Origin of the sequence: Collinsella sp. AF04-24 (assembly GCF_003465685.1) — a bacterium.
Taxonomy (GTDB): domain Bacteria; phylum Actinomycetota; class Coriobacteriia; order Coriobacteriales; family Coriobacteriaceae; genus Collinsella; species Collinsella aerofaciens_AP.
In genome coordinates this window covers 95,584-116,012 of sequence record NZ_QSBK01000002.1, presented here as the reverse complement: position 1 = coordinate 116,012, position 20,429 = coordinate 95,584, and the positions used below count along the sequence as shown (strand labels likewise).

The 20,429-nt window shown below is 62.1% G+C and carries 16 protein-coding genes; 3 read left to right on the top strand and 13 right to left on the bottom strand.

The genetic code is table 11. The features are described 5' to 3' along the window. Positions 1 to 44: 44 nt before the first annotated feature. The 7 genes from DWV32_RS01495 to DWV32_RS01460 all read right to left on the bottom strand — a co-directional run bounded on the left by DWV32_RS01495 (position 45) and on the right by DWV32_RS01460 (position 8,108). On the bottom strand, positions 45 to 1,889 hold the full coding sequence (locus tag DWV32_RS01495; protein WP_117756977.1) for a magnesium transporter: 1,845 nt from the start codon (positions 1,887 to 1,889) through the stop codon (positions 45 to 47). Between the two features lie 429 nt (positions 1,890 to 2,318). Beyond that, entirely contained in the window at positions 2,319 to 3,725 is a 1,407-nt protein-coding gene (locus tag DWV32_RS01490; protein WP_233540373.1) for a polysaccharide deacetylase family protein, read from the bottom strand. 72 nt (positions 3,726 to 3,797) lie between these two features. Then, positions 3,798 to 4,553 carry a PRC-barrel domain containing protein gene (locus DWV32_RS01485; RefSeq protein WP_117756976.1) on the bottom strand — a complete coding sequence of 252 codons (756 nt, stop codon included), beginning with the start codon at positions 4,551 to 4,553 and terminating at the stop codon, positions 3,798 to 3,800. Then, positions 4,553 to 4,942 (bottom strand): YtxH domain-containing protein, encoded by a 390-nt coding sequence (locus DWV32_RS01480; protein ID WP_117640510.1) that lies wholly within the window; start codon positions 4,940 to 4,942, stop codon positions 4,553 to 4,555. Before DWV32_RS01480 ends, DWV32_RS01485 begins: the two co-directional genes overlap by 1 nt. 136 nt (positions 4,943 to 5,078) lie before the next feature. Further along, a complete protein-coding gene (locus tag DWV32_RS10370; protein ID WP_222847434.1) occupies positions 5,079 to 5,912 on the bottom strand; it encodes a hypothetical protein in 834 nt (277 codons plus the stop codon). A 24-nt stretch (positions 5,913 to 5,936) separates the two neighbouring features. Continuing rightward, positions 5,937 to 7,310, bottom strand: a complete 1,374-nt coding sequence (locus DWV32_RS01465) for a hemolysin family protein (RefSeq protein ID WP_117640509.1) — start codon at positions 7,308 to 7,310, stop codon at positions 5,937 to 5,939. 114 nt (positions 7,311 to 7,424) lie between these two features. Continuing rightward, positions 7,425 to 8,108, bottom strand: a complete 684-nt coding sequence (locus DWV32_RS01460; protein ID WP_187361801.1) for a hemolysin III family protein — start codon at positions 8,106 to 8,108, stop codon at positions 7,425 to 7,427. A gap of 186 nt (positions 8,109 to 8,294) precedes the next feature. Here DWV32_RS01460 and DWV32_RS01455 point away from each other — a divergent pair, with 186 nt between their 5' ends. After that, positions 8,295 to 9,260 (top strand): alpha/beta hydrolase, encoded by a 966-nt coding sequence (locus DWV32_RS01455; protein WP_117756975.1) that lies wholly within the window; start codon positions 8,295 to 8,297, stop codon positions 9,258 to 9,260. Positions 9,261 to 9,511: 251 nt separating this feature from the next. Here the strand turns inward: DWV32_RS01455 and DWV32_RS01450 are convergent, their stop codons facing one another. The 6 genes from DWV32_RS01450 to DWV32_RS01425 all read right to left on the bottom strand — a co-directional run bounded on the left by DWV32_RS01450 (position 9,512) and on the right by DWV32_RS01425 (position 17,970). Next, entirely contained in the window at positions 9,512 to 10,717 is a 1,206-nt protein-coding gene (locus DWV32_RS01450; protein WP_117756974.1) for a DUF362 domain-containing protein, read from the bottom strand. A 281-nt stretch (positions 10,718 to 10,998) separates the two neighbouring features. Further along, positions 10,999 to 13,665: an ABC transporter permease gene (locus DWV32_RS01445; protein WP_117756973.1), complete on the bottom strand. Its 2,667-nt coding sequence runs from the start codon at positions 13,663 to 13,665 to the stop codon at positions 10,999 to 11,001. Positions 13,666 to 13,673: 8 nt separating this feature from the next. Continuing rightward, positions 13,674 to 14,387 (bottom strand): ABC transporter ATP-binding protein, encoded by a 714-nt coding sequence (locus DWV32_RS01440; protein ID WP_117756972.1) that lies wholly within the window; start codon positions 14,385 to 14,387, stop codon positions 13,674 to 13,676. A gap of 255 nt (positions 14,388 to 14,642) precedes the next feature. Continuing rightward, positions 14,643 to 15,848: an ABC transporter permease gene (locus tag DWV32_RS01435; protein ID WP_117756971.1), complete on the bottom strand. Its 1,206-nt coding sequence runs from the start codon at positions 15,846 to 15,848 to the stop codon at positions 14,643 to 14,645. Beyond that, positions 15,835 to 17,022: an ABC transporter permease gene (locus tag DWV32_RS01430; RefSeq protein ID WP_117756970.1), complete on the bottom strand. Its 1,188-nt coding sequence runs from the start codon at positions 17,020 to 17,022 to the stop codon at positions 15,835 to 15,837. Before DWV32_RS01430 ends, DWV32_RS01435 begins: the two co-directional genes overlap by 14 nt. Positions 17,023 to 17,031: 9 nt before the next feature. Beyond that, positions 17,032 to 17,970 carry an ABC transporter ATP-binding protein gene (locus tag DWV32_RS01425; RefSeq protein ID WP_117756991.1) on the bottom strand — a complete coding sequence of 313 codons (939 nt, stop codon included), beginning with the start codon at positions 17,968 to 17,970 and terminating at the stop codon, positions 17,032 to 17,034. 198 nt (positions 17,971 to 18,168) lie between these two features. Here DWV32_RS01425 and DWV32_RS01420 point away from each other — a divergent pair, with 198 nt between their 5' ends. Together DWV32_RS01420 and DWV32_RS01415 are read left to right on the top strand one after the other, a co-directional pair. Then, positions 18,169 to 19,314 (top strand): sensor histidine kinase, encoded by a 1,146-nt coding sequence (locus DWV32_RS01420; protein ID WP_147324140.1) that lies wholly within the window; start codon positions 18,169 to 18,171, stop codon positions 19,312 to 19,314. Next, a complete protein-coding gene (locus DWV32_RS01415; RefSeq protein ID WP_117756969.1) occupies positions 19,311 to 19,940 on the top strand; it encodes a response regulator transcription factor in 630 nt (209 codons plus the stop codon). Before DWV32_RS01420 ends, DWV32_RS01415 begins: the two co-directional genes overlap by 4 nt. Positions 19,941 to 20,429: the final 489 nt, after the last annotated feature.

Sequence of the window (20,429 nt, the reverse complement as noted above, 5' to 3'; positions counted from 1 at the left end):
TTGCTTGGCGCTCGCCTTTTGTTTCGTGTTTTCCACGCGACCACCTAACCCATGACTAACATGGTAAGCAGCACCGCGGCGATGCAGTACGCCACACACGAGATCATGACGGCGATGACGTTCATGGCGGTACCCGACGTGTTAAGGTCGTGCTCATCGCGCCAGAACAGCACCATCAGATAAATCACGGCGCTCATGTTGCCCACCAGGCAGATGACGGCAGCAATGTTAAAGCAGCCGGTAAAGAGCTGCTCCTCAAGCATAGGGGCATCGGGGAACGCAGCGGTGCGCACCAGCTGCGCGCACAGGTAAGTAACAAGCGAAAGGATCAGGCCCATACCCGTGCTCTGGAAGAAGAACCCCAGATACGGCTTGGGCTCATCGTCGTGACCGTCGTACTCGAGGAAGTAGTTCTTGACGAACGACACCATGCGCGAGGCAGCCAGCAGCACGAGCGGCATGGCGCACATGGGGAACACCACCAGATGCGCGGAGCCCAGCGCCGTCCCCAGCACCGTCGCCATGATGCACGAGGCAATGCCCCACACGACGACCCAGTACTGGCGATGCACAAACCAGCTGAGCACGTTCGTCGAGTCGTCCGACGCGCTATCGCCCGAGCCGACACCGGCGATCTGCAGGTCCTCCTGATGCTCCTCGGCGATAACGTCCATGGCGTCGTCGAAGGTCACGATACCCAGGATATGACGGTTCTCGTCGCAGACAGGGATAGCTACCAGGTCATACTTGGTCATCTCATCCGTTACGTCTTCCTGGTCCTCGTCCGGCGACACATAGACCAGGTCGCGATAGGCCAGCTGACCCAGCGTGGCGTCGCGGTCGGCTACGATCAGCGTGCGCAGCGAAAGCACGCCGGTCAGCATGCCGCTCGGATCCTCGGTATAGACGTAGTAGACGCTCTCAAAGTCCTCGTCGAGTTTGCGAATCGCCTCGATGGCATCGCCGACCGTTGCCGTGGCGGGCAGGGAGACAAACTCCGAGGTCATGATGCGGCCGGCGGTGTTGTCTTCATACCCTAACAGGTTACGAATCGCCTTCTCCTCCTTGACGCCCATCAGGCGCAGGAGCTTCTCGGCCTTCTCATAATCGAGCTCGTCGATCAGGTCGGCAGCGTCGTCCGGGTCCATCATGGCCAGCATCGACGATGCGTCGGTATCGGACAGGCCCTCGAGCATCTCGGTCATGAGCTCGTCGTCATCGAACTCCGAGATGGCCTCGGCGGCCTGTGCCGTATCGAGCTGCGCGAACACCTGCGCGCGTAGGCGCGGGTCGAGCTGCTCGATGATGTCAGCGATGTCGGCAGGATGCAGCTCGCCAAGCGTCTTGTGCGACACCGAGAGTTGAATGTTCTTGGTCGAGCGGTCGAGCAGGTCCATGTAGGACCAAGCGATGATGTCCTCACTGAGCGGCTTGCCCAAGTGCTTCATAAAGCCCTCGACGACGTGCTCGAGCGCGGGACTGATTGCACGCAGCAGACCGCGGGCGCCGACCTCGGCACCCAGCAGACGCAGCTGATTTTCGCCCGACATGGAGAACTTGATGTCGTTGACACGCACGACCTTCATGCCTTGCGTATCGACGATCTGCTTATTGAGAACATCGCGCGCCAGCAACAGCTCGGTCGGTTGCAGGTACGAAAAACGGATTTCGGTGGCCGACGTCTTAAGGTGTACACCCGTCTCGTCAATACGGTCGACCCATTTGCGCCAGCTGATCATAAACGGCGTCTTGCCGGGACCACGGAACGCGAGCGACGTCACGTGTGGAAAAACTTCGCCGGTAGCAATACCAAAATCGTTGACCACGCCGAGCTTTTCGCCGTCGACGTCCAAGACCGGCAATTTGAGCATCTCACTCAGATAATTCACTGGTGCTCCCCATCATTATCCCTTCGGACTGCGGCCATGCCGGCACGCCGTCCGTGGACTTTTAGATATGTATACGCATGCGCGGGCGGCACGCCGCTCGGCGCTCACACCCCGTACATGCGCAAGAAGCACCTGCATGGGGTCATCGACTGTATGGTCGAGGTTTGGATTTCACCTGTAACCTTTCTCTTGACCCTCATTAACCGCAGTAACTATAGCATCAGCATCGCGCTACGGCACCGAATTTATGCGCTGCACATCGCAGGCATACCAAACGCTGACGCATCCGTGACATAGTCATTGGGGACGTTCTTAAACGACTAGTCGTCGGGGACACTCTTTGCGAGCGACAGAAAAGGACTGTCCCCAAGTGTCGCGTTTTCGCAAGACTGTCCCAAATTGCTAGTCGTTTAAGAACGTCCCCAATGACTACTCTGTGGTGTCGTCGTCCTCGGGGAGTTGGGGGAACACGGCGTTTTTGGGCATGGAAACCTTGGTGAGCGAGGTGAGCTTTTTGCTCAATGCCGTGTCCGTCTTGACCAGATCGCTCAACGTCACGATTTTGTAGCCATCGGCAATAAGCCCGTCGATAATCTGCGGCAGCGCCTCGAGCGTCTGCTCGGAGCACTCATCGCTATCGGTCAGCAGCACGATATTGCCCGGCGTCACCGAATCCAGCACCGTCGAGACCTGCTCGTCAGCGCCGTTGAGCAGCCAGTCGCCCGAATCGATATTCCATGAAACCACCGCGGACACCAAATCCATCGAATCGATCCAGTTTTGCTCGTCAAACGCGGCGTAGGGGGCACGCAGCAACATCGTCTCGACGCCGGTCGCCGACTTAATCGCCTCGGTGCCCTTCGCGATCTGTTTGCGCACCGTCTCGCGATCCTCGCCCTTGAGCGAATCATCGCTGTAGCTGTTGGAGCCGATCTCGCACCCGGCATCGAAAATCGCTTTGGCCGTGGCAGGCGAGGCCTCGGCCGCATCGCCCGAAAGGAAGAACGTCGCCGTGACGCCCTTTTCCTTGAGCACCTGCAGGATCTGCTTGGTCGCGCCGCTCGGACCCTCGTCAAATGTCAGGGCCACGTACTTTTCGTTGCCCTTGGGCGCCACGCTTGCGCACTCGACTACGCAGTCGGTGGCGGGCACGACCTCGCCGCGGTCCTGCGTCTTGCCCGACTGCTCGCCGACCCATACCTCGGAGCGGCCCTGAACGCCCCAGGTTTTGACATACTCAATGGCACCCGTGCCCTCGACCTTGAGCTTTGGCTCGATAGTCGTGGCCTGGACCTCGTGCTTTTCATACGCGTTGCGGCCGTCCTTGACCGTCACCTTCTCGCCGCCCTCAAGTTCACGGCTATCCCATTTGCCCTGCTTCACGCGCTTGCCGTCGACCTTCACCGACAGTTTTTCGCCGCCATGGCGCTTGAGCACGCTGTCGTCGACGGCCAGCAGATCGCCGGCGTCGTACGTTTCGGTCAGGCTTTGATCGTCGATAAGATTCTGCAACGTAGAGCCCACGCGCACCGCGGTCTTTTGCCCGTTGAGCTCCACGTCCACGCTGCGGTTGACGTAGCCCACGACGGCAGCGATAAACAGCACGAGCGCGCAACCCACGGCGATGAGCGCATAAGGCAGACGGGACGGTCGACGCGGCGAGCGCCCGTTGCCGATGCGCGCGCTGCGGTCGCTAAACCCACGGCTATGGTTGAGGTACATCGCGCCGGGCTTACGGCGACGTCGACGCTGACCGCTGGGCAGTTGCCCCAGGTCGCGGCGCGCCGTCGGACGCGCACCCGAGCGCCCGTTTAAGTTAGATCCGTTTTGGCGCATGTGCCCTCCCCCATAAACACAGCGAGCCGGAGCAACATGTCTCCGGCTCGCCTCCCATCATTTGGTACGTCGCTATTTGCTAGCTTTTGACGAGCCCCCGCTCGCCTTTTGATATTCGTCCTTAAAGGCCTTGAACATACCGCGCGTCTTGCCGAGCTGCTTGCCCAGTGCGCGACTGCCTTTGTCCACGGCGACCGATCCCTTGTCATCGAGCACCTTGGCGCCCTTCTTGACCTTATCGCCCACCACGACACTGGCCTCGGCAGCCTTGGCGGCCGCGCCGCCCGAATACCCGAGCGTCTTGACCTCGTCCGAGACAATCATCGCGCCGTTCTCGTAGCCGCGCAGCATCGTCGGCGGCACCTGCGTGTCGCCCACCAGCACGCTCGAAGCGGCACCGGCGGTCACGTAGAACGTCTGCACAATACCCGAGCGCGGCTTGAACTCAACGTCCGAGCAGTAGCCCACGACATCGCCCGATTCCGTGCGCACGTCCATGCCAACCCAGATGATGCAATCGTCCAGGTTGATATCGAGGCGCTTGGCCGCGGCGGCATCGTAGGTGCCCTTGACGTCGTCGACCGCGACAGCGCCCTCATAGACGCCGATGGCATCGAGCGCCACAAAGCGGTCGGGGCGCTCGATCATGCCCGCGATATCGGACTGGCGGACCATAAAGCCCACCACGCGCGTGCCGCCCGGGGTAAAGACGGGAAAGTGAATCTTGCCGAGCTTTTTAGGGCTGCGCGGCGTGCCGTCCTTTTTGGTGCGCTTGTCTTCGGCAGGTTTGCGGTAAACCTTGACGCCGACAAAATCCCCTGCGCGCATTATGCCTCGGTCGAGGGCTCCGTGGCCTCGGTGTCGGCCTCAGCGACGTTCTCGACCACGACGTCGGCAGCGGGCGTCACGTTGCCGCCCGAGATGGCATCGTTGAGCTGCTCGCGAAGCTGGTCCATGCGCTCGCGGGCCAGGTCGACCTTGGCGCGCAGGTCATCGGTCTTGGCGTCGACCATCGGACCAAAGTCGTTGACCGCGGCACGAGCCTCCTCGGCACTGTGCTCGTAGGTGTCACGCATGTTGTCCCAGGCATCGTTGGCGATATCGGCGGCCATGGCGCGGGTCTCGGCACCCGAGCGCGGGGCCAGAGCAACGCCGATGATAGCGCCGGCGGCAGCACCTAAGAGCGCACCGGAGACAAAGCTGAAAGTCTTTCCCATGATCATTCCTCTCCTGCGGGCACCTCGATGCCCACCGTTTGAATGCTGTCCATTATACCCGCAGCGCAACACTTGCCGTCACGCTCATCTGCGTACGGTAAAAGCGCAGGTACATGATGGTGATAAGCGAGTGAGCCTACTCCTGAGGCGCAGCCGGCATGGCCACCGTGGCAGCCGGGTCCTCGCCGGCGCCATCGACGAGCGGCAGGTTGCCCTCGTGCGCCGAGCCGGACGGAGCCGTTGCCGCACCGCCAAAGACGGCCGCGGGGGCCTCGTGGTTCTCGGCGACCGCACCCTCGGTATCGATTGCCTCCTGCGGCTCGTCGTCAAAGCTCGGGACACCCTGGGGCTCCGCGGGCTCGGGCTCGGCAGACGCCTCGGCAACGGGCTCGGCGTCGGCCTCGGCAGGAGTGTCGCCCTCGGGCGCATCCTCGGCCACGTCCTCGCCGTTCGCAGCGGCAACGGCCTCGTGCGGGTCCTTGCCCTCGGCCTCGGCACGCATGCCCAGCACCAAGTTGCGCAGGCCCGCGACCGTGCCGTCCACATCGGGGGCGGGCTGGTCGGCGTGCAGATAGGCCCAATCCATCATAAAGGTGGCCGAAGACAGCGCGCCGATAGCCAGCGCGTCGTCGGGGCACGAAAGCTCAACCTCAAAGACGCGCTCGTCGTGCTCGCTTACGCGCGTGCGGCCGCACGAGATGCTGCCGGCAAGACCGGTCTCGTTCATGAGCTCGACCGTCACGTGCTCCAGCAGGTGGCAAAGCTCGGTCTGGCCCATGCAGTCCTGGAACTCGCGACCCGAATCGCCCAGGCACAGGTGCTTGGCAATCGCGGGCACCAGGTAGTACACGCGCGCCGTGGCCTCGATATCCTCCGAGGTCATGAGCGGCATGCCGGGGTTCACCAGCACGTGCGCGCAAATCTTGTCCTCGCTGACGGTGACCTTAAGGATGTTGAACAGGCCTGCCATAACTCTCCCCTACTCGTCCTTGCCCTACTCGTCGCCGTCGTGCGGGTCCGCAGGGCCCGCACCCGACGTCGCCGGCTTCTCTGCCGAGGACTCGGAATCCTTCTTATCGGTTTCGGCCGGAGCGATCACGCGAATGAGCGAGATGCGCTGGCCACGCATCGACTGCACTTTAAACTTGTACCCCGCGACCTCAAACACCTCTCCGATGTCGGGCACCGAGTCGCAAAGCTCCAAAATCCAGCCGGCGATGGTCTCATAATCATCGCTTTCCTCGAGCGGCCAACCAAGCTCAATCGCGTCATCGCACGAAAAACGCCCATCGACGAGCCACTCACGGCGCGAGAGGCGCGTGAGGTACTTGTTGTCGGGGTCGAACTCGTCCTCGATCTCGCCGACGATCTCCTCGACGATGTCCTCGATGGTGATGATGCCGGCCGTGCCGCCGTACTCGTCCACGACGACCACGATCTGGTCGTGCGAGGTCTGCATCTCGGACAGCAGCGGCAGGATGTCCTTGGTATCGGGCACAAAGGTGGCGTCGCGCAAAAAGTCGGCGATGGGCTGGTCGCCCTTGCCGTCGAGCGCGGGCTGGATCAGGTCCTTAATGTGCGCGATGCCCGCGACGTTGTCGGGATCCTCATGATAGACGGGGATGCGACTAAAGCCGGTCTGGCGCATGGTGGACAACACGTCGGCGACCGTCTCGTCGTCCTCGCACATGGTGGTGTCCACGCGCGGCACCATGACCTCGCGAGCCACGGTGTCGCCCAGGTCAAAGATCTCATGGATCATGCGCTTTTCCTCGTCGAGCAGGTCGTCCTGCTCCGAGACCATGTACTTGATCTCTTCCTCCGAGACGTTCTGGCGGTCGTCGGCGCTCTTAATGCGCAGGATGCGGGCCAGGCCGTCGGAGCAGGCGCCGGTCAGCCACACGAGCGGGCGGGCGATCTTTTGGAACACGGAGAGCGGTCCCACAACCTGCTTGGATACGCCCTCGGCGTTAGCGAGGCCGATGCGCTTGGGCACGAGCTCGCCGATCACGATGGACACAAAGGCGACCGCGACGGTGATGATGACCGGCGCCAGGCCGCGCGCGATGGCTGAAAGCGGCGCGATGCCAAAGCTCATGAGCCACGTGGCGAGCGGGTCGGACAGACTCGTCGAGGCGACGGCGGACGAGGCGAAGCCCACGAGCGTGATGGCGACCTGGATGGTGGCGAGCAGCTGGTCGGAATCGGCGGCGAGCTGGACGGCGCGCTCGGCGCGTTTATCGCCCTCCTCGGCATCGTGCTCCAACACGGCGCGCTTAGCCGTGGTGAGAGCCATCTCGGACATAGAGAAGTAGCCGTTGATGAGGGTCAAAACGAGGGTGGTGATAAGGGAGATGGTTATGTCCATCGGGAGTTTCTCGAACCTCCAAGATTCGGGACGTTGGGTAGTAAGCGTAGGTGACGGATAGGGCAATTGCGCCCGGCGGCCGCTTGGATAGGTCCGCGGGCACAGACGCGATCGCTAGATTACGAAGAGAATCACCGCCATGAACTGGAAGATGCTGCCGGCGAGCACCCACAAGTGGAAAACACTGTGCAGATAGCGCACGTTTTTGGCGATGTAGAACGGCACGCCCACGGTGTAGCACACGCCGCCGACGGCGAGCAGGGCAAGCGCCACGGGGTTGAGCAGCGACACGAGCTCGGGCAACTTAAAGACGACGAGCCAGCCCATCAGCAGGTAGACCAGGCCGCATGCCCAGTGCGGTTGACGCTCGCGCATAAAGCACTCGAGGGCAATGCCGATAATGGCGATGGCCCACACGGCAAAGAACAGTGCAGCGCCACCGTCGTTTGCGAGCGTGATGAGGCAAAACGGCGTATAGCTGCCGGCAATAAGCAGGTAGATGCAGCTGTGGTCGATGATGCGAAACACGCGCTTGGCGCGCGCGGGCTGAATCGCGTGATAGAGCGTGGAGGCCAAGTATTCGAGGATGATACTGACGCCATAGACAATCGCCGCGGCCATGTGGGCCGGGCCTCCGCCGCGCAGGGCAGCGAATACGATCAGGAGCACCAGGCCCGCGATACCCAGCAGGCAGCCGACACCATGGGTGACGGAGTTCATGATCTCCTCGCCCACCGTGTAGTGTGGAACGGCCGCGGTCTTGGGTCGCGGCTTAGAACTGTCGCTCGAATCGGACATGCCGGTTACATCCTCCAACGTAAAGAGTTCTCAACACTATATCAAAGCGTCTGGGCACGTGCGAAATTTGCACCATACGCGTCCCTTTGTTTACCCATTCTTTGCTTGTTGACGCATCAACGGCGAACATCCATAATGCGCTTGTTTTAAATGTTGATGTATTAACATCTATAAGGAGAACCGTAAATGCCTCAAAGCGCACACCCCCATCGGAAGCTCAAGATAGCCGGCGTTGTTGCGTTGGTGCTCGTCGTCGCGCTGCTTGGATTTGCCGGCAACTTTTTGTTTGACTTTGCCCTGAACCCCCAAGCGCCGTACACCATGAAGATGATGCAGGATAGCAAGAACGACAAAGAAGGTGAGCAGCCGGATGCCGAGGACACCGAGGCGCGGGCATGGTTTAAGGAAAACCGCAAGAGCAGCAGCCTAACCGCAGATGACGGAACCGAGCTCGCCGCTTGGTATTTCGCCGCCTCGGAGAACACCCACGATTACGCTGTCTGCCTACACGGATACACCGATGAGCCCATCGGTATGGCCCGATACGCCAAACGATTCCATGACCGCGGCATAAACGTGCTCGCGCCTGCCGCCCGCGCCCACGAGCGTTCCGGCGGCGACTATATCGGCATGGGCTGGCCCGAGCGCCTCGACATCGTCGCATGGATCGAGCGAATCGTTCAGGCTGACCCCGAGGCGCGCATCCTGGTCTTTGGCGAGTCGATGGGTGCGGCAACCGCCATGGACGTCGCGGGGGAATCTCTGCCCGCAAACGTGAAATGCATTATCGAGGACTGTGGCTATACGAGTGTTTGGGACGAGTTTTCCCTACAGCTCAAGGACGTGTTCGGCCTGCCCAGCTTCCCCTTGCTCGATGTGGCGAACCTGGTGTGCAGGGTGCGCGCGGGCTACGACTTTCATACGGCGAGCAGCGTGGAGCAACTCAAACACGCGACGGTTCCCATGCTGTTTATCCACGGCGACCAGGACACCTTTGTGCCGTACGACATGCTCGACCAAAACTACGACGCGTGCGCCAGCAAGGTCAAGCAAAAGCTCACCATCCATGGCGCCACCCACGCCAAGAGTGCGCAAGTTGACCCCGAGCTCTACTGGAATACGGTCGACGACTTCCTCGGAAAGAATTTTTAGGCAAAAAGCAACGTCCGGGGCTTTATCTGACCCCCTATTTTCGGAAGTATGCGGCAAAATCTGGAACTGCCGACCAGACCGCAGTTTTATCAACAATTTATCAGGGGTTTTGTTGCCAAAAAACGTCGTGCGCTCGGCGGTCTTGAAATTTGCCGCATACTTCCGGAAAGCCGCCCGCGAGCGCTGTGCTCGCGGGCGGCTTTTGCTCGACTTACGCCACAAAGGCACTTGATATGTTCAATAGCTAGGCGCTATTTGACCTCGATGAGCTCATACTTGCTCGTGCCCAGGCCGATCTTCTCGGCATGCGCGATGCAGGAGCGCCAGTCGGTGTCGGGGTGCGTGATGCAGAAGGGGTCCTTAGCCTGCTCGCCCTTCAAATGCTCGTGATTGTGCTCCATTTTGGCCGCGCTGTCGGTAAGCACGGTGTTGGGCAGCGGCTCGGATGCCAGAACGGCGTCGGCACAGGCCTGGTCGATGGCGACCGGGTCGAAGCTCGCGAACATGCCAATGTCGTTGACGATGGGCGTGTCGTTCTCGGCATGGCAGTCACAGTTGGGGCTAATGTCCATGGCGAGCGAGATGTGGAAGCTCGGGCGGCCGTCGACGATAGCCTTGGTGTACTCGGCGATCTTGCAGTTGAGCACGTCGGCTGCGGCGTCATAGTCGGGATTGATGGCATCCTGGTTGCACACGCCGATGCAGCGGCCGCAGCCCAGGCAGCGGTCGTGGTCGATGGCGGCCACGTGCACCTCGACGGTCTTGCCGCTCGCAAGCTCGCGCTCGCGGGTGCCATCGAACGAGATGGCGTTGTGCGCGCAGATCTTTTCGCAGGCACGGCAGCCAACGCAGTGCTCGGTCGCGACGCTCGGCTTGCCAGCGGCGTGCTGCTCCATCTTGCCGGCACGGCTGCCGCCGCCCATGCCCAGGTTCTTCATGGCGCCGCCAAAACCGGCCTGCTCATGGCCCTTAAAGTGCGTGAGGCTGATCACGATATCGGCATCCATGAGCGCCTGACCGATCTTTGCCTCGCGCACGTACTCACCGCCCTCGACCGGGACGAGCGCCTCGTCGGTACCCTTGAGGCCGTCAGCGATGATGATCTGGCAACCCGTGGCATACGGGGTAAAGCCATTCTGGTAGGCGGTGTCGATGTGCTCGAGCGCATTTTTGCGGCTACCCACATAGAGCGTGTTGCAGTCGGTAAGGAAGGGCTTGCCGCCCAGCTCCTTCACGACATCCGCGACGGCGCGGGCGTAGTTGGGGCGCAAAAAGCTCAGGTTGCCCAGCTCGCCAAAGTGAATCTTAATGGCGACGAACTTGTTCTCAAAGTCGATCTGCTCAATGCCGGCGCGACGGATGAGGCGCTTAAGCTTGTCAAGCTGGCTCTCGCGAGCATGCGTGCGCAGGTTGGTGAAGTACACCTTTGCCGGTGCTGCGGGTGCGGTTGCGGTCATAGATATATCCCCTCGGTCTATATGGCGTTACAGACATAGAGGATGGTACCCGGTGAAGTGGGGTTGAAGTCAAGCACGGCCACTCATTGGGGACAGACTTAAATGAGTGCCGTCAGGGACAGTCCCTGCCAGCCCGGCCGACAAACCACTCATTGGGGACGGACTTAAATGAGTGCCTCCCTTCCGGCAGTTGGGGACAGTCCTTGCCAGCCCGGCCGGCGAGCCGGCGAATCGGCAAAGACCGTCCCCGATGACTAGTCGTTCAAGAACGTCCCCGATGACTACTCTTGCACCTTGAGGGCCTCGGCTAGGCTGACGTGCTTGATAGAGCGCGTGTGTAGCAGCGCCACGACCAGGTAGGTCGCAAAGCCGATGCCGACGCATGCAGCCATGGACCAAGCGGGCACGTAGATCTCGATATTGCCGTTGTAGGCGAGCAGCATCGAGCGGAAAATCGCGGTCAGCGAGCCAATGATCACGGGCAGGCTCAGCACGAGTGACACCGCCACGCACAGCGTGATCGAGCGGATGTACAGATGCGAGATCTCGCTATCGCGATAGCCAAAGACTTTCATGTAGCTGATCGAACGGGCGCTGTGGTCGATCACCGCCTTGGTCAGCAGGTACATAAACAGCAGGAAGATAAACACCGCGAGCCCGACCATCATGCCGATCATTTTGCTCATCATGCCGATAAACTGGTCGCCCACGGCGCGCATGTCGTCGGGCGTGGTGTCGCCGGCAAAGTAGCGCGCGTCGAGGTCGAGCTTCTCGTTGCTCACATAGCCGTTGAAGTAGGCGGCATCGTTGTCGAACAGCTCGTTAAAGTCATCGATGCTCATATAGATGTTCATGTCCGACTTTGAGCCCCAGGAGCAGCCCTTGCCCGCGTACTCAAGGGAATAATCCCGAGCCTCGTACTTGTCGCAAAGCTCGACCTTCTGGCCCTCGCTCCAGCCAAACTTGTCGAGCAGGCCGCCGCCAAAGACGACGTGTCCGTCGCCGATGTTGAGGCCCTTCCAGTAGCGCGAATCGGGCGAGATGCCGTAGACGGAAATCGTCTCCTCGCCATTACCATCGCCGCGGTCGTATTGCAGCTGGTAGACGGCATATTTCTCGGCCTGCGCGATTGCGCCCGCGCCGTTGTCGGTCGAATTGACCGGGTGGATATCGTCGTTGTCAGTGTCGATCTTAGAGGCCTTGTCGATCAGGCCGATGGCCTCGTCGCGGTTGCAGCCGAGGGCAGCGGCAAGGTCATCGAGGCGCGCGTAGAGCGCGTCCTTCTTGTCCTGGACCCCGGCGAGCGCGTCCTGCGCCGCGGCCAGGCTCTCGGCAGACGGAGAGCTGGCCGCGGCATCGGTTGCCGTCTGCGCCGCATCGGCCGCGTCATCGAGCTCGTCACTGGCATCTTGGGCGGCGGAGAGCAGCGCGCCGTCAACCGACTGCAAGCGCTCGAGTGCCGACCACTGCTCGCGCTCCTCGGCAGTGCCCTCGAGCTCCAGCGGAGCCTTGAGCGTGTACTGGTGCTCGGCGACCAGGCTTGTCTCCAGGTTGTCGGCGTAATGCGTCATCGTGGGCAGAATCGCCAGGCCAAAGAGCAGCAGCAGCGAGGCAAACGCAATGCCCACGAAGAGCGTGGCGAAGTTGCCTAGGTTGCGCAGGAAGATACGAAGGCGGAAGCGCGAGACAAAGCCCATGCGCTCCGGCAGCTGCAAGCCGCGCTTGGTGCCCGATTTGCCGCTCGCCTCGTGACGAAGGAACTGCAACGGCGTCTTGCCCATCTTGCGAAGCAGGCCCACCAGCGTGATGAGGATGAGCGCGGCAGCGGGAACCACGGCGCACTTCACAAAAATCTCCCAGCTCCAGTACACCTGGAAGGGAGGCAGGCTGTACGAACCGTAATAGAGGCCGCGCATGGGCTCGGTAAAGAACGCGACGCCGAGCGCGGTGCCCAAAAGCGCCGCGAGCACGCCCACGATGGCGGGAAGTGCCAGGTAGTGCAGCACGATCTCGCGTCGACGATAGCCGCTGGCGAGCAGCGTGCCGATGATGGCGCTCTCCTCCTCGATGGTGGCGTCGGTAAGGACCACAAAGACAAACGCCATGATCACGATGATAATGTCGAGCAGCGTCATCCACATCATGGAGTCGCCGTCTACGTCGTCGCGCGCGTAGCCAATACCCTGGTTGGAATCGGCGTCGATCAGATCGTCCACGCGCGCATCGGCATCGGTCAGCGCCTCGACCATATCCTGCTCCGCATCGATGCGATCCGCGGTGGGGAGGTCGCGATCGGTAAAGGCAAAGGAGTAGGTGTAGGCAGGTGCACCACCGGCATCCTCGAGCGCGGCAAAGCCGGCGTCGGTGACCTCGGCCACGCCGTACGTGATGGTGTTCACCGTAAAGTCCGAATTGTCGAGGAACAGCGCCTGGCTATCGGGCTGGGTCATGATGCCGCAGATGGTGTAGGTGCGGCCCTCAAGCTCAACCTTATCGCCCACGGCGAGGTCGTTGTTGGTGGCAAAAACGCGGTCGATAGCCACCTCATCGTCCGTCTTGGGCTGCCTGCCCTCACAGTAGGACGCGATATCGACCTTGGTGCGGTGCGCATAGGTGCGCAGCGTGCGCTTGGTGCCGTCGTCGCCGGCGGTCTTTTTGATGATGGCGTCGATGGAGAAATTCTTGTAGAGCGTGACGCCGCCGACGTCGTCGGCTGCATCCTCGGCTGCCTTGAGCTGGTCGTCGGTAGCCTCGAAGGAGGTGGTCACGCGGCCGTCCTCAATCGTGTACGCATCGCGCATGTCGTCGATAAGGCAGCCGATGGAATGCGCCGCGAGCAAAAAGCCCGAGGTAAGGGCGATGCTCCCGCACATAAGCAAAAAGATGCCCAGGTACTTGCCGATATTGCGGCGCAGCTCGCGCGGGAGACGTTTTGCGAGAGGTGTCATGGCGCCGCCTACCAATCGAGCTCGGCGGCCGCGACGGGCGACTCGTTGAGCTCATCCTCGACGATGCGCCCGTCGCGCAGGCGCAGCACGCGATTTGCCATGCGCGCGATGGCGGCATTGTAGGTAACAATGATGATGGTGCAGCCGTAGGTGCGGTTGACATCCTCCATGAGCCGCAAGATTTCCTTGGATGTCTTGTAGTCAAGCGCGCCCGTGGGCTCGTCGCACAGCAGCAGGCCTGGGTTTTTGACGAGTGCACGGCCGATGGCGCAGCGCTGCTGCTGGCCGCCCGAGACCTGGCGTGGGAACTTGTTGCGGTGCTCGTAGAGGCCCAGCGAACGCAGCAGGTCGTCGACATTGAGCGGGTTTTTGGACAGGTGCGCCGTGACCTCGATGTTTTCCTTGATGGTAAGGTCGGGCACCAGGTTGTAGAACTGGAAGACAAAGCCCAGCTCGCGGCGGCGGTACTCGCCCAGATCGGCAGGCTTGAGCGCGGTGAGGTCGCAGCCGTCCACCATGATGGAGCCGCCGTCGGCATCCTCCAGGCCGCCAATGAGGTTGAGAAAGGTCGACTTGCCCGAGCCCGAGGGTCCCAGCATGACGCAGATCTCGCCGCGGTTGATGGACGTGTCGATGCCGTCGAGCACCGTCAGGCGCGCATCACCGTCGCCATAGTGTTTCTTGAGCCCTTTGACCTGGACATAGGCTTGCTTTGTCGCCATGTTATCCCCCGTTGTTAGCCTTCTGCTACTTTTCTAGGGTAATAGTAAACCTGGGCGAACTATTTTTAAGCGACGTGCGCGACTTTTTTCCAACCTACTCATTGGGGACAGACTTAAATGAGTGAAATCGCTCATTTAAGTCTGTCCCCAATGAGTGCCGGCAGGAAAGGAGCGTCCCCAAGTGCCGACATATTGGGACAGTCCCTGCCAGCCCTGCCGGCGAATCGGCAAAGACTGTCCCCAATGACTAGGTGGCTAGGCGTGGGATTTGTTGTGCGCGAGGGCTAGGCCTACGGCGGCGATGGCCGCGGCAAAGAGCACCGTGACGCCCAGATCGCAGGCGATGTCGCCCAGCACGGTGGACGTCAGGTCCGCGGCGAGCGCCTTGCCGATCGCTTCGTTCACCCAATACGTCGGCACAAAGTGCGCCACCGTCTGCACGGCCGAGCCCATGAGCGACAGTGGCATCCAGGCGCCGCCCAAAAACGTCATGAGCATGCCGAGCAGGTTGCCCACACCGTTGAGCAGCTCCTCGCGCGCGCCCAGGCTCGACAGCGTAAAGCCAACGGCCAGCGGCGTGCACGCCAGGGCAAACGTTGCCGCCAGCGCCAGGCACACGCGACCCACGCCGACCTCGGCAACCGCGCTGGCAAAGCCCACGACGCCCATCATGCTCGACACGAGCCAGATGCAGACGGCGAGCACGGCGGCGGCCGCGAACACAGCGAGCGAACGCTGGCGCTCAGAGACCGGGCTGGCATCCATGCGGCGCACGCGCTCGGGCTCGTTCATGCCCGAAAACACCAGTCCCACCGACACGATGACCGACGAGATGATCGCGTACGCGCCAAAGTTGAAGTACGACTCGAGCGTGGTAGCAGCAGTCGAGTCGACCTTGACCTGCTCGATCTGGACCTCCGCGCGCTTTGCGGCCGCGTGCTCGGCGGCCCTTGCGACGTCACCGTTGGAGGCAGCGGGTTCAAGCGCCGCCGCAGCGCCCGCGAGCGAGATCCAGCGCGAGGCCTCGGCGGACGAAAGCGCCGCCGCCATGGTGCCGGAACCATAGGTCACGTCGAGCTTGGGCAGGGCCTCCCCCGCACGGGCGGCTGCAACAAGATCGTCCTCAAACCCCTCCGGGATAAAGAACACGCAATCGGCACTGCCCTTGGCGCTGTTGCTCTTGGAGAGCGCGTCGGCAAGGTCGTATGTGTCGTCGCCGACGCCCGTGACCAGGTCAAAGCGTGAGCCCAGGTGCTTGGTAAGCGCCCGCGAAAGGTCGCTATTGTCGCGGTCGACCACGATCACGTTGGTGTCGTAGGGCTTGTACTCGGTAAGCTGCGACGAGTTCCAGCTCACCGAAGCCGCGATGAATACGCCCATGAGCGAGATGAACACCGTATAGATGAGCAGGTAGAACGGGTGCGCCAGCGCCATGCGAAGCGCGGTCTTAAAGGTGCTCATAGCGGCTCCTTCCAAAGATCAGCGTAGCGGCGGCGACAAACACCAGGGCCATCAGGACGAGCGCGCCGGCGCGAACAGCGAAGGGCCCCAGGTCCTCAAAGAAATACAGGCGATTGAACATGTCGCAGATGAGCTTGACGGGGTTGAGCCAGCACTCGACCGGACAAGCGCGGGCGACGTCGTCGGCAAGCGCCATCGCCGGCTCGCCGTAGAGGCCGGCGAACAGGGCGCACGTGGTGGCAAAGCCCGTGAGGATGCCCGACTTGGATGCCTTGCCGCCCTTAACGGGAAGCGTGCCCACAAAAAGCCCCAGGCCCGTGGCGGCAAGCGCGGATGCAGCCCCGCCCAGCAGGCACAACCCCTCGCGCCCGCCAAAGTCGACGCCCACGACCAGGCGCACGTAGCCGATCGCAACCGCCATCGATGCAAAGGAAACCAGCCACGAGCCGACAAAAATGCCGGCCAGCGACGCCGTCTTGGAAAGACCGCCCACGCAGCGGCGCGCGCCAAGGCCCGACAGATTAGGCTGCAAATCGACGACGCTCAAGGCGGCAAACTCGGCAGACATCATCGCGACCAGGCCAAAGAGCGCGTAGTAGTAGATGACCGTGCCATCGGGCGTGGCACGAGTCAGGCTCACGCGGCGGGTTCCGCCCTCGAGCGACAGGGCGTGCGCAACCGCCGCCGGATCGGCGAGCGCCGCCGGGTTGTCCTGGGCAATCTGGCGCATGAGCTCGGCATTTTGCGTATACGAGCTTGCCACCGTTTCAAGGATGCTGCGGTCGGTAAGCACCGACGAGGCGCGCGAGCTGTCGTAACTCGATAGCAGCGTGAGCCTGGGCGTGCCCGCGGCATCAACCGTATAGATGCCCGCGACCTCGCCGGCCTTGAGCGCTTTGCGCGCGGCAGCCAAGTCTTCGTACTCGCTCACATCGAGCAGCTGATCGTCGCCTGCCTTGGCAAGCGAAGCTGCCACATCCTTAAAGGTCGAGGCATCCCAGGCCTCGTCCGCCACGACGGCAACCGGCACCGGGTCGACCGTGCCGTCGGAGCTGAGGTTCGCAAACATAAACATGAACATCGTGGAAAGCGCGATAGGAAAGAGAGCGCCCCAGACCCACGTGCTCGGCCGGCGCAGCAGCGTCTTGACCGTGGTGATGATGGTGTTGAACATGGCCGCCCCCTAGTCGCGCAGCTCGCGGCCGGTAATCTCGAGGAACACGTCGTTGAGGGTCGGCGGTTCGGAATAGATGCGGCCGAGCGGCACGTCATGCGAGCGCAGCGCATCGAGAATGTCCGTCAGGTTGTGCGGGCTCGCTTCGCACGAAAACGTGAGCTGTCCCGCCGTTGCCGAAAGGTCCAGAACGTGCGGCAGGCTTGCGACGGCACCGAGCGCCGCACTCGGAACCTCGCCGACCTCGATTACAATCTTCTCGCCCATCTGAATCATGCGCTTGAGCTCGTCGTTAGTGCCCTGCGCCAGCACGCGGCCGCCGTCCATGATCATAATGCGGCTGCAGATCTGCTCGACTTCCTCCATGTAATGGCTGGTATACACCACCGTGGCGCCCTCGTCGCGCAGGCGGCAGATGCCCTCCAGGATGGCGTTGCGGCTTTGCGGGTCGACCGCCACCGTGGGTTCGTCAAAAAAGATGAGCTCGGGCTTGTGCGCGATGCCGCAGGCAATGTTGAGACGACGCGCCAGGCCGCCCGAGAGCTTGCCGGGGCGGAACTTGGTTAAGTCGCCCAGGCCGACAAAGTCGATCGCCTCGTCCACCAGCGCGCGGCGGCGCTTGCGGTCGTTGACGTAGAGACTGCAGAAATAGTCGATGTTCTCGCGCACGGTAAGCTCGTCGAACACCGCCACCTGCTGCGGCACCACACCGATGCGGCGCTTGAGGTCGTAGCGGGCGGGCGTCATGCGCTCGCCGAATAGCTCGATGGTGCCCTTGTCGTAGGCGAGCAGCTGCAGGATGCAGTTGATGGACGTGGTCTTGCCCGAGCCGTTGGGGCCCAGCAGGCCAAAGATCTCGCCAGGGGCGATGCACAGGTTAAAGTGGTCGAGCGCGATAAGATCGTCGTAGCGCTTGACGAGATTTTCGACGTGGACGATGTCTGTCATGAGGCGGCCCTTCTGTTGATTGCGGCCCGGTACGATTGCATCATCGCAGGAACCGCCGGCGCGCACCAGTGAGCTTTGTCACGAGTGCGGGGCTTGGTCGCGTGGCCTGCTGACGCGACCGTCCCGCCGCGTGGGAGGAATGTCACGCTTGCTCTGAGTGGCGCCTCCCCCGTGCGCGGCATCGCGTACAATACCCGTATGAACAGGCTATTCGACAAATCGATCGTGCTGGCGTGCTGCATCGCAGCCGCCACGGGCCTTGCTGTGGATGCTCGCCTGGTCGCGGCGTTTTGCCTTGGCGTTATTGCCACCTCGCTGGCTGAGCTCGCGCAGGGGAAAAGCGCCCGGCGCGCGAGCGAGACCGCGAGCTGCGCTTACGTCATCGCGGCCGTTTTCGTGCCGCCGTTTGTGCCGTTTGCGCCTCTCGCCCTCTATGACATCGCGCGGCGGGCGCGCCGTGAGCACGCCTGGGCCGCGCTGGGCATTGGCGCCACCTTTGTCTTTGCGCTCGTCGCGGACCTTCGCACCGACGCGCTCACCGCCCGAACGCTCCTGCTGACCGCCATCCTTTCGGTCGCCGCCACGTTGCTGTCGCTGCGCACCGCGCAGCTGGAGCGCGAACAGGAACGCATGCGTCGCACCCGCGACAAGCTGCAAGAACGCGCCCTGGCACTCGAGGCACGCAACCGCGACCTCGCCGACCGCCAGGACTACGAAGTCGAGCTCGCGACGCTCGCCGAACGCGCCCGCATCGCGCGCGAAATCCACGATAACGTGGGCCACCAGCTCACGCGCGCTTCGCTTCAAACCGAAGCCCTGCGCGTGGTCCATGCCAACGAGCCCGGCGTTGCCGCCGATTTCGCCGACGTCAAATACACCGTTGACGAGGCGCTCCAGCTCGTGCGCGCCAGCGTCCACGCGCTCAACGACAATGCAACCAACCTCTCCGTGCAGCTCGAACGCATCGTTGAAGGCGCACGCTCGGACAGCGGTCCGCAGATTGAGCTTGAGGTTTTGACCGAGCATGCGCCCGCCAACGTCGCCAACTGCTTTGCGGCGGTGCTGCGCGAGGCGCTTTCCAACGCCATGCGCCACGCCCATGCCAAAACCATTACCGTGCGGTGCATGGAGCATCCGTCGTTTTACCAGCTCATCGTTACCGATGATGGCGCAGACGCGACCCCGGCGAGCAGCAGCAACGTCGCAGAAGGCATGGGGCTCGTCTCCATGCGCGAGCGCGTCGAGGCGCTTGGCGGAACCTTCACCGCCGGCCTGCGCGCCGGCGCCCCCGGCTGGCGCGTGTTTGCCACCGTCCCCAAACAGCAAGGAGATGACGCCCGATGAGGCTCATAGTTGTCGACGACGACCGCTTGGTAGTCGATTCGCTCAAGATTATCCTGGGCGCCCAGCCGCAGATCGAAGTGGTGGGCACCGGAGCCGACGGCAACGACGCGGTGGCACTCTACGCCGAGCACGCGCCCGATATCGCGCTGCTCGACATTCAGATGCCGGGGCGCGACGGCCTTTCGGCGGCGGGCGAAATCCTTGAGCGCGACCCTTCGGCGCGCGTGGTGTTTCTGACGACATTCTCGGATGACGAGTACATTGTGTCGGCGCTCAAACTGGGCGCCCGCGGCTACTTGATTAAAACCGATGTCGCCGTCATTCCTCCGGCGTTGGCGCAAGTCATGGACGGCAAACGCGTGCTCGAGGGTAAGGCGATCGAAGATATCAACTTTGATGGGACGGGCGTCGATGCCGGCACGACCCGCCGGCCCGCGGCCTTCGCCAGCCTAACCGACCGCGAGTTCGAAGTCGCCGAGCTCATCGCCCGCGGCCTCGACAACAAGGAGATTGCCGCCACCGCCTATATGGGCGAAGGCACCGTACGCAACCACATCAGCTCGATCCTGGCAAAGATGGGCCTGCGCAACCGCACGCAGATCGCCATCGCCTACCTGCGAGGGTAGTTGCCCGACGATCAACCGCTCCGGCATAGCAAAATGGCTGCCACCGATTTAATGCCATTTCAAAACTATGCCGGTTTCCGGGGCTGAGTCACGAGTCCCCAACCATGCCGATATTCGTGAAAATAAAACCGCAGGTAGACGAGCCGTCATTTTGCAGAAAACGCGGATATGGATGGGAGTCCTGAGTTTAGCCCCGAAAACGGCATGGTTCTGTTTGAACGGTCCTGCGCGAACGCACCCACCAGCCGCGTGGGGCCAAAAATGATCCGTTTTCCTCCGTCCCCGGGGGATCATTTGGCGGCGCCAACCACGAAATCGGCCCATCTACTACGTTTGACTCGATACCCCCAACCATACCCCCGTTTTCCAGAAAATCGCAGGCGTTCTACCTGCGGTTTTGTTTTCGCTTTTTTGGCATGGTTGGGGGTAAGGGGATAAACGTAGTAGATGGGCCGATTTCGTGGCGGCCCTTCCTCCCCTGCGCACAAA